The sequence below is a fragment of the Candidatus Poribacteria bacterium genome, from assembly GCA_021295755.1.
GTDB lineage: Bacteria > Poribacteria > WGA-4E > WGA-4E > PCPOR2b > PCPOR2b.
Window position 1 is genome coordinate 25,981 of sequence record JAGWBT010000048.1, and the last position, 10,325, is coordinate 36,305.

A 10,325-nucleotide genomic window follows, 5' to 3' on the forward strand; every position below is an offset into this window, starting at 1 on the left:
ATTAGTCATGGGAAAACTTGATATTGCCATCGTAATCATTGCTGGTGTCGGTGGTCTGAGCTGCCTGCGGGCAGGCTTTACACGGAGCGTCTGGGGAATTGCTGCTCTGTCTGCTGGTGCATTCGTCGCTAGCCAAGTCTGGCAAGACGTGACCCCTTTCCTCCTCCGTTTCATAAAGCAAGAAACGCTCGCTAAGTGGATCAGTATTATCGCTATTGTCGCCGCTGTGAGCATCGTAATTGATATGGTGTTTAGTCACATTCAGAAGGTTGTAGAGCGTGGCGTCTTAGGGTGGGTCAACCACATCATCGGAGGCGCTTTTGGAGTGGTATCTAGTGCTATTCTAATTGGATGTTTTCTCTTGTTGTTGGATCGCTTCGGCGGAGAGGAAGCCAGACAAGCCGTTGCCAATTCTCGTTTTGGCCCCGATCTCTTAGAGATTGCTAGGCAAGTTTTCGACTTTGGGGAGGAGGCAATTAAAGAACATTTTGGACCGATGTAAAAGGCAATTCTTCAGGGCTCCCTAATTTCTGGCAGAACCAACCCATGCACAGCTGCTATGTTCCACCCGCGCAAATCTCCGAAGATACCATTCGTATCAACGAATCCGAGCGACATCACCTGCTCAACGTACTCCGCTTGAGGGCTGGTGACCACGTTGAGATCTTTGACGGGGAAGGCAACCATTATATCGCCTCGCTTCATGATACCCGTACCTCCCCACTACAGGCGAAAATCCTCCAGCATCAGTTTCACCCACACACCCCACCGTATATCACCCTATTTCAGGGCTTGCCCAAGTTTGACAAAATGGATCTAATCGTACAGAAAACGACCGAGATCGGTGTGAATGAAATCGCGCCGATGATTTGCGAGCGTTCAATACCGAAAGCGGTCGTACAGCAGAAACGGACGGTACGCTGGCAACGGATCGCAAACGAAGCTGCCAAACAGTGCAAACGCGCCCATTTTGCCCACGTATTTGCACCTCAGAGGCTAGAAGAGTGTCTCGGAAGGGTAGTAGACTTGGATCTGTTAATTCTGTTGTGGGAGGGCGAAAAACGGCAGGGACTTAAAGAGACATTACGAAATCATGGAGAGGCAAAATCAGTTGGGCTTTTTGTAGGACCCGAAGGTGGGTTTTCAGACAAAGAGGTGAAGTTGGCAGTTCAAAACGGCTGCATACCTGCAACATTCGGCGACAACATCTTGCGCACAGAGACCGCTGCAATCGTCAGCGTAGCATCAGTGATGTATGAACTCAAGTGAGCATCACATATCTTTTATCAGTGAGAAATTGATGATTATCGCCAAACCAGCAGGACCGCAAGCGCTTCACCCGGCGTATTCCACAAGAAATCAAAGGCCTCCTTCGCCTGCTTGTATGGAAAGCGGTGAGTAATCATCCGATCGGTCTGGATCTTTCCGGTGCGAATCTTCTCCAATGCTCGAAACGCAGTTTGTGAGAGCGGTTCATCGACAAGGATACCTGCCACAAGCCGCTTGCTCATAATCTTTGATGAATGTAGCGGCAACGGTTCCCCCTGGTATAATGCGATTAGCTGAAGCGTGCCTCCCCTACGAACTATATCCTGCGCCTGATCAAACGATTTGACACCCGCATGTCCACCGACACAATCAACGACAAGATCCGCACCTTTCCCATCGGTTAAACGCTGTACCTCTTCGATGGGGTCCGCTTCCGAAGCGTTAATTACCACATCCGCTCCCAATTCCTTCGAGAGTTGACAGCGCAGCGACAACCCATCAACAGTGATAATTCTGGCAGGATCATACCCGCGCAAGATCTGCAGCATCAAGCTGCCCACAACGCCTTGTCCCAAAATGACAATCGTATCTCCTGCCTGTGCCCCTGACGACGCCGCCCACGCTGTCGCCTCTGTCGAAAGCAAAAGGAACGTACCTGCCTCGAAGGAAACATCATCGGGAAGTGGGACTAAATGCCCCCGCGTCGAGTCCGCATCGCCGACGACATATTGTGCGTGAGGTGCAGCGGCCATCACCCGTTGTCCGATTTGATACTCGGTGACATTGGCTCCGACCTTCTCGACGGTGCCAGTAAGGGAATATCCCATAATCGAATGGGGAAGTGCTTCCTCACTGATATAACGGCGGAACAGTTCAGAACCACGACTAATCAACGTCCGTTCCGTCCGCACCAAAACTTGACGATTGTCGATTTCAGGGATAGGTGCATCTTCTAACTGAATATTGCCGAAACCCTCTGGCTTAATCACGCGAATCATCGGGATTGCCTCCTATTTCTCTCACGTTTTATGCGTTGCCCAAATTTCGCTTCTCCCAGCCACCTTCCCCGTACATATCCAAGAAGTATGATTCATCATAGGGGTATTTTGTCATCTCTGCTTCGTCGAGATCTATCCCCAAACCGGGGCGGTCCGGAATGATGACATCACCATCTTTGATCTCTATCGGATAATCAACAATCTTTTCAGCGAAGGGTGTCGCAAAGTCCTCAAATACCTCTTGAATCATAACATTTGGGGTTGATGCATCGATATGGAGACAAGCAGCGGTACAGACAGGACCTTGTGCGTTGTGGGGTGCGACGGACACATGATAAGCGTGTGCGATGGCACAGATCTTCTTCATCTCTGTGATGCCGCCTGCGGGGATGGGATCCGGCTGAATCACCTGCGCTGCCTTCCGATCCAGCAGTTCCATAAATGCTTCTTTGCCGGATAACCCTTCGCCTGCCGCAATGGGAAACGGCAGCTTAGAGGCGATGAAAGCGAGGTCGTCTATTTGTGGTGAGCGCACCGGTTCCTCAAACCAGCCCGGATCAAACGCCTCTAGTCTGCGCCCAATCTTGACGCTGAGCAGCGGATCGAAACGCCCATGTCCTTCGATGAGTAGTTCTACATTGGGACCGACTTCCTCCCGCACCGCCGCAATGATATCGATTGAAAGGTCAATCTCGCTAGGGGCAATTCGTCCGTAAGCGTTTCCAAAGGGATCGAATTTAAGTGCAGTATAGCCCTTCTCGACAACCGCTTTGGCTTTCTCGGCAAATGCTTCAGGGATACGGTCCACCTGATACCAGCCGTTAGCATAGGCGCGGATCCGATTGCGATATGCCCCACCGATCAGTTGGTAAACTGGTAGCTGAACTGTCTTACCGATGATATCCCAACACGCCATATCCACCGCTGCTTTGACATAGAAAGGGGCACTTCCCTTTGTAAGTTCTTCGTAAATTTCTTCCGTATTGAAAGGATCGCGACCGAGGTAATAGCGGCGCATCTCAATGACGGCGGTCTCTGCTGTTTTCGCCTTGCGATGGCTTGTCGCCTCACCAACTCCGTAAACGCCATCATCGGTATGGAGTTTGATAAACACCCAGTTTTTCCACGGGTTCCCAACGATAAAGGTCTGAACGTCTGTGATTTTCATGAATTAATTATCCAGATATAGAGCATTTTTGCCGCAATACGTGCATTGTGAATCGGTACGATCCATATTGCGGTCTATCCGAGCGGATCAATGCCTCGATATGATTGGTCGAGGAGTTCGATTGGGTGCATCACCTTCATGGGCAATTCATTCGCTTTAACGCCGAGTTGGATCTGTAGAATACAGCCCGGGTTCCCTGTCGCGACGATTTCGGCATCTGTCTCAGCGATGTGCTTTATCTTACGCTCCAGAATTTCACGCGACATCTCCGGCTGCGTGATATTATAAATGCCCGCACTGCCACAGCACCATTCCGATTCGGTCAACTCCACTAGTTCTAACCCCGGAATTGATTGGAGGACTGTGCGGGGCTGCAATTGGACTTTTTGCCCGTGGACAAGGTGACACGGTTCATCATACGTCACGCGCCGCTTAATCTCTCCTTCAGGGGGCGTCATTTCAATCTCCGCGAGAAACTCGCTGATGTCTCGCATCTTGCTGCTAAACACTTTTGCCCTTTCGGAATAGTCCGGATCGTGTTCCATCAAAGCTTCATACTCTTTCAGCGTCGCACCACAGCCTGCGGAGTTAATTATGATCGCGTCCACCTCTGCAGCTTCAAAGACATCGATATTTTGACGCGCCAGTTCTAACGCCGTGTCTCGGACACCGTTATGGACATGCAACGCTCCACAGCACATCTGCTGTGTCGGTGTAATTACGTCGCAGCCGTTTTCCGCCAAGACACGAATTGTTGCCAGATTGGTCTCGGTGAACACCTGATTCATCACACATCCGGAGATAAATCCGACCCGATGCCTCGCCTCTCCCTTGGCAGGGGTAAACTCCCGTAAATTGTCCTTGAGGGATGGATTGGGAATGTCGGGCAGCAATGACTCCATCTCTCCCAGCTTTCCCATCAGTTTGAGAATCCCAAGTTTTTGCACCAGCCAGCGAATCCCAAGGCGTTGATACAGCCACATCAGTTCAAAGATGAGGTCTAAGCGCTCCTTGTTGGGCAAAAGTTCCTTAAAGGCCAAACGCCGCCAAAACCGCTGCTCCGTTGGACGCTCGGCATTCATCTCATAAATCGCACGGGCTTCTTCTATAACTTCGCCAAAATGTACGCCGGAGGGACATGCCGTTTCACAGGCGCGGCAGTCCAAGCAGCGATAGATATATTTTACCCAGTCGTCGCTAATCGGCATCGGGTTCTTATCCCTGAACGCCGCCCCCATCAGATAGAGCCTTCCACGTGGCGAATCGGTCTCCAATCCCAATTCACGGTAAGTTGGACAGGTTGGCAAACAAAGCCCGCAGTGGGTACAGGCATCCCATTTCTTCCAGCTAAAAAGTTCGGACCCGATAAGAGAGTTAGGCTGTGGATCTGGTTGAGTCTGTGGCTGTTGCATTTTTTATGCGATTCTCATTCTTTCGCTTCAGCAGCGGGTTAGTTGCACCAATCTCCTCAGTCTTACAATCTTGTGTATAGCAATTGGCGAAAACGGTGTATCAGCCAATGCTGCTAGCTTGCAACTCAAAACGTTCTCCGGTCAAAGACCAAGTGTGAACTGTGAGGCGTAAATGATCAGGGGTTCGCTATGGGTTCATCGGTGCGTTAATGGCCAATGAACTCCTGAACAAAATGAAGAGGTAGGACATATTTTTACGGATTTCAGATTTTCGGTTGATTCACAATGAGAGATTGTAGCCTGCCACACCTGCTAATGGGCAGTCAATTTTGAAAGGTTCAGCAACCCTTCGTTCAAACTCCCAGATCTATACCCCTGTAAATCAAGAGCGACATGCTCATATCCGAGCGATTTGAATCTTTCGTTGATCTGGGTGCGGATAGACTTGGCAGCGATGAACTCAATCTCTTGTGGATCGACCTCAATGCGTGCGAGCGTGTCGTGATGGCGTACACGAAATTGGCGAATCCCCAAATCGAACAAAAACTGTTCCGCCCGGTCAACGAGGCGTAGATTTTCGCGGGTAATCCGTGTGCCGTAGGGAAAACGGGAGGAGAGACACGCAAAGGCGGGTTTATCCCACGTCGGCAAACCCCAACACTTTGAAACTTCACGAATCTCCGCCTTCGTAAGATTCACATCAATGAGCGGTGCCTGAATTCCCATCTGTTTAGCGGCGTCCATGCCGGGACGGTGATCCCCTACATCGTCAGGAATTGCGCCGTAGACGGTTGTGCCGATCTTGTACTGTTCAGCAATCGGGCGAATCTGTTCAAAGAGTTCGGTTTTGCAGAAATAGCAGCGATTGGTCGGGTTGCTCGCATAACCCTCGGTTTCCAATTCGTCGGTATTTATCGTTTCATAGCGGATACGAATCTGCTTGGCGATGTCCTGCGCTGCTTTCATTTCGCGCTCCGGGTAGGAGTCAGAAACCGCTGTCACAGCGAGGGCATTATCCCCCAACGCCCGTTTTGCGGCTTCAGCCAGAAAGGTACTGTCTACTCCACCAGAGAATGCGACGATAACTTTTCCGTAGGATTTTAATAATTTATCGAGCTGATCTAGTTTCTGATCAATATCTGGATATTGTTCCGTTTCCGACATCTGTTTGACCTTTCTGATTTTTACTTTTTTCCTGTTGCGATTACTGTAGTTTTCTTAGTTTTCCACGGAGGAGTTGCCGCCTCAGACCGCTGACGCGATCGATGAACAAGATGCCATTGAGGTGATCTATTTCATGCTGTAGGGCGCGAGCGAGTAAGTCCTCCCCTTCGATCCGAATTGGTTCACCGTCGATATCTTGCGCTGTCACGACTGCCTTCGCTGCCCGCTTGACATCGGCGGTAATGCCGGGGAAACTCAAGCAGCCCTCTTCCTCAATGGTTTCACCCTCTAGACTATGAATTTTGGGGTTAAACAACACCAATGGAGTCCCTTCTGGATCGTCTCGGTTCAGATCAATCACAATCAATCGTTTCAAAATCCCAACCTGCGGTGCCGCCAGTCCCACACCAATCAGCGAAGCGTACATCGTGGTTAGCATATCCGCTGCAAGTTTCCGTTCAATATCCGTGATTTCTTGAACGGGAAGCGCTTTTTCCCGAAGTACCGGATCGCTATAGAGCCGAATACGAAAAGGTCCTTCAGTGCAATCCTGCGGATGCTTATCCACCGTTGGGGACCCAGCTACCTTTGGCACTGATGCGGTCCATTTTCTACGCTTACGTCTTGCCATTTCCGACTAGAGATTCCCTCCCGTTTCAATCAAAGGTTCTGAGGTGTCATAATCATATCACTTGGGGGAAGGCTGGTCAAGCAAAAACGGAAGATATAGCAATGTGAAGACACCATGGGGTTTCCAGTAAAATCAACATCAATCCTGCTTCACTAACTTCTGGAGTGAGCGAAGTTCTCTGGGCGGATCCATCTGGCTACCATAATCGCTCCAAGAGACTTCGGCGACATAGATATTCCCCTTAGAATCAACAGCGATTCCGTGCGGTGAGTAGAACCGTCCGGGCTCATCTCCATAGGATTGATCACTCAGTTGCGCCAATACATTCCCTTTGGTGTCCATAATGCTGACGCGCGGACCCAATTCTGTGCCCATTTTATTCGACGCTATACCGCCAAAATACTCACCCACATACACCAACGGTTCATCGCTAGTGTCCAAGCAGATACAAGCAGCCCTAGACAAGTTCAACCACTGTGTTTCATACTTGCCCTCGGGAGAGAATACCTGTACTCGATGGTTCTCACGGTCAGCGATGTATACCCACCCATCTCTATCAGTTGTGATGTTGTGGACGATGTTGAACTGTCCCTCACCCGTGCCTGACTCTCCCCAAGAAGACAGATGTCGTCCATCAGGACTAAATCTATGAACCCGTGCGTTGGCATATCCATCAGCTACATACAGGTCACCGTTACGCGGATCGATTGCCAAATGCGTTGGAAGGTTGAAGGGTTCGCCACTCATCGGGGAAGAAGGTTGATTGGGTTGACCGAGGGTCATCAAGAGTTTTCCATCGGGGGTGAACTGACGAACAGTATGGTCTCCGTTATCAACGCAGTAGACCGAACCGTCAGGACCAATGGTTACACCGTGTGGATTGGCGAAGATGCCATCTCCCCATGTCCGAAGCACATCACCATCAGAGTTGAAAATAACCATCGGATGTGTCCCACGATTAAATACGTAAACATTATCATCTGCATCAACAGCGACAGCAGTGGCTTCTTTGTAAGTCCAATCTTCGGGTATATTGCCCCAATCTTCTCCCGATACCTGATATGTAAAATCTCCAGCACCTAAAGTGACCATGTTTTCCCCTCCAATAATATAAAAACCCAAGCCGCTATGTATTGAACTTCCATCCATTTTCTGTTAAAGGCATTCACCAGCTCAATGAACCAATAAACTAATGAACCAACTCGGTTGATTATAACACACCTAGCGCAACGATGTGAAGATCAAAATAATTGATGAACATTCAGTTACCCTGTAGGAGGGATCTCCGAATCCCGACACCTTACTAAGTGGACCCATGAAAATAGTTGAGGGTTGTTGACAAGGCGGTCTGAATATGCTACCATGCGCGCCAAATCTTCGTCATTGAAACCATGGAATCTGCCAATGCAAATTGCTTTGAATCCCGATTTTATCTGGGTACTATTTTTGGGTGCGGCTATCAACGGTGCTCTCGCCTTTTGGGTATACAATGATAGTAAATTGCAAGAGCGATCTGGGTTCTGGGCTTTGGGCACCTTTTTCCTGCCCCATGCGTTCTTTCCGCTTTACTTTTGGAATCAGATGCCCGAACTCATTTGGACCTGCCCTAAATGCCAACGGGATAATCGGGCATGGTCGCGCAAATGTGGACGCTGCAATCAGTTCTACACAGCGGAGGAAACAGTTGCAAGGCTGCACGGTTATCTCAATCCATCAGACCCGGTGGTCATTATTCTAATAGCCTTTCTATTTCAAGAAGTTGCGCGCTATATCGCAATCTCAATGGCGACAGGATTTGAGATGCTGCCGGAAACAGACGCCGTGTATACGCTCCCAACTTCCTACTTCTGGAGCGTTAAGCTAGTCGTCGGAAATGTGCTGATTTGGCTATCTCTTTTCTGCATCACTGGACGCTATCGCAGGAATATAAGGTCTATTGGCTTAGGGTACAGCGGCAACCTTACCGACTTGGGGCTGCCGCTATTGCTCGCTCCCGCTTTAGCTTTTGTTTCAGTAGGTTTCATGCAAGGAATAAGTTGGTTTAGCCAAGAAATCCCCCTAGAAAAACTAGGAAACTTGGCTCAATGGGAGCAGCAGCAATGGTCGAACAGTATGCCAGAAAACCTCGGAGATGGCACAGTAATCCTACTCGGTTTTGTGATGTTAATTCTAATGCCGGTGGGGGAGGAGATCCTCTTTCGGGGAATTGCGTATATCGGTTTCGCTAGTCGGTTTGGTCAGACTAAAGGAATGCTACTCAGTGCGCTGCTTTTTGCGGTGCTCCACGGATACATCCGTTCTTTCATGCCGCTAGTTTTGGGTGGGATTCCAATATTTCTCATGGGACTTACCCTTGCATCGCTGTACATCCGCACGAGATCGCTAATCCCGTGCATGATCACGCACAGTTTGGTAAACTTGATTTTAATTCTGGTTTACTGGATGTAAGAGTTAATTAGAATTTACCAGATACCTCCTCACCTTGTTCCCCAATCGGATAAGTCCCCAAAATTTTCATCATCACGCACAACTCCCTGATCTCTGCAAGTGCTTTTCGCACATTTTCATCTTCCGCGTGCCCATCCAAGTCTACAAAGAAAACATACTCCCACGCTTTGGTTTGGGAGGGCAGAGACTCAATCTTACTCATATTGAGTTCATAGTTTTTCAACACCTGCAGCACCTCCCACAACGCGCCAATTTTATCCTTAACCGAGAAAATGATAGATGTTCGGTCGTTTCCAGTTGGTGCCGCCGAGTGACTTCCAATGACAAGGAAGCGCGTCGTATTGTTTGGTCCATCCATGATTGAATCACCCACCACAGATAGCCCATAAATTTCGCCCGCGAGTTGACCTGCTATTGCTGCTGCATTTGGTTCACTGGCAGCCAATTCTGCCGCCTCTGACGTGCTGGAAACCTCAATTTGATGTACGCCTGACACATTGTGACCTAGCCATTGACGACATTGCGCAAACGCTTGCGGGTGGGAGTAGATCTTTTTAATTTCTGCTAGCGGAGATTTTGAGAGGAGATGCTGTTTGATTGGCAAGAAGCACTCTCCGCAAATTTGAAGGCTTGTGTATTGGAACATCTCTAAAACGTCACGGACTGTTCCATGCGTGGAGTTTTCGATTGCGACGACGCCGTAATCTGCTCGACCGGATTCAACCGTTGTAAAAATGTCGGGTTGGGGCGTGACCGCGATAAATTCTACTGACGTACCAAAGAAATGTGAACCCGCCGTGTGACCAAAGCTACCCGCAGGACCGAGGAAGGCAATGGATAACGGTCTTTCGAGCGCACGGCAGGCGGAGATAATCTCGGTATAAATCTTGTGTAGCGCGTCGGAGGGAAATTGTCCGTGGTTCTGCGTTTCCAACCGGGAGAGAATTTCCCGCTCTCGATGCGGTGCATAAATCCGTTCAACGCCGGTGCGCGATTTGAGCTCACCGACACGTTTGACAATAGTTACCCGTTCCTGTAAAAGGACGAGAATCTGGTCATCGATCTGATCCAGCAGATTGCGGTAATCTTTCAATTGCATAATAGGTACGCCAAGCGTTGCTTTGAATCCCGATCTTATCGGGGCTATCTCCTGCGCTTATTTATAGTTTGTATCAAATGACCCCATGAGTTAAACTTAAAGGAGATTGTATACCCATCAACTCCCATTCATTCAT

At 49.3% G+C, this 10,325-nt stretch carries 10 protein-coding genes; 3 read left to right on the forward strand and 7 right to left on the reverse strand.

Annotated features, from left to right (window positions below):
* The first annotated feature begins 7 nt into the window (after positions 1 to 7).
* Together J4G02_08875 and J4G02_08880 are read left to right on the forward strand one after the other, a co-directional pair.
* Positions 8 to 502 (forward strand): CvpA family protein, encoded by a 495-nt coding sequence (locus J4G02_08875; protein ID MCE2394684.1) that lies wholly within the window; start codon positions 8 to 10, stop codon positions 500 to 502.
* A gap of 44 nt (positions 503 to 546) precedes the next feature.
* Positions 547 to 1,269, forward strand: a complete 723-nt coding sequence (locus tag J4G02_08880) for a 16S rRNA (uracil(1498)-N(3))-methyltransferase (GenBank protein ID MCE2394685.1) — start codon at positions 547 to 549, stop codon at positions 1,267 to 1,269.
* A gap of 35 nt (positions 1,270 to 1,304) precedes the next feature.
* Here J4G02_08880 and J4G02_08885 read toward each other — a convergent pair whose 3' ends face one another.
* From J4G02_08885 to J4G02_08910, 6 genes are all read right to left on the reverse strand, one after another.
* Positions 1,305 to 2,267: a zinc-binding dehydrogenase gene (locus J4G02_08885; GenBank protein ID MCE2394686.1), complete on the reverse strand. Its 963-nt coding sequence runs from the start codon at positions 2,265 to 2,267 to the stop codon at positions 1,305 to 1,307.
* A gap of 28 nt (positions 2,268 to 2,295) precedes the next feature.
* The gene (locus tag J4G02_08890) at positions 2,296 to 3,435 is read right to left on the reverse strand and encodes a mandelate racemase/muconate lactonizing enzyme family protein (GenBank protein ID MCE2394687.1); all 1,140 of its coding nucleotides are present in this window, start codon (positions 3,433 to 3,435) and stop codon (positions 2,296 to 2,298) included.
* 74 nt (positions 3,436 to 3,509) lie between these two features.
* Positions 3,510 to 4,847 carry a 4Fe-4S dicluster domain-containing protein gene (locus tag J4G02_08895; protein MCE2394688.1) on the reverse strand — a complete coding sequence of 446 codons (1,338 nt, stop codon included), beginning with the start codon at positions 4,845 to 4,847 and terminating at the stop codon, positions 3,510 to 3,512.
* Between the two features lie 312 nt (positions 4,848 to 5,159).
* Positions 5,160 to 6,011: an ATP-dependent sacrificial sulfur transferase LarE gene (gene larE, locus J4G02_08900; protein ID MCE2394689.1), complete on the reverse strand. Its 852-nt coding sequence runs from the start codon at positions 6,009 to 6,011 to the stop codon at positions 5,160 to 5,162.
* Between the two features lie 40 nt (positions 6,012 to 6,051).
* Positions 6,052 to 6,642 (reverse strand): peptide deformylase, encoded by a 591-nt coding sequence (gene def / locus J4G02_08905; protein MCE2394690.1) that lies wholly within the window; start codon positions 6,640 to 6,642, stop codon positions 6,052 to 6,054.
* Positions 6,643 to 6,780: 138 nt separating this feature from the next.
* A complete protein-coding gene (locus tag J4G02_08910; GenBank protein ID MCE2394691.1) occupies positions 6,781 to 7,734 on the reverse strand; it encodes an SBBP repeat-containing protein in 954 nt (317 codons plus the stop codon).
* A gap of 312 nt (positions 7,735 to 8,046) precedes the next feature.
* Between J4G02_08910 and J4G02_08915 the strand changes: the two genes are divergently transcribed.
* A complete protein-coding gene (locus J4G02_08915) occupies positions 8,047 to 9,090 on the forward strand; it encodes a CPBP family intramembrane metalloprotease (GenBank protein ID MCE2394692.1) in 1,044 nt (347 codons plus the stop codon).
* Positions 9,091 to 9,097: 7 nt separating this feature from the next.
* Here the strand turns inward: J4G02_08915 and pheA are convergent, their stop codons facing one another.
* Positions 9,098 to 10,189, reverse strand: coding sequence for a prephenate dehydratase (pheA, locus tag J4G02_08920; protein ID MCE2394693.1), 1,092 nt, complete (start codon positions 10,187 to 10,189; stop codon positions 9,098 to 9,100).
* Between the last annotated feature and the right edge of the window lie 136 nt (positions 10,190 to 10,325).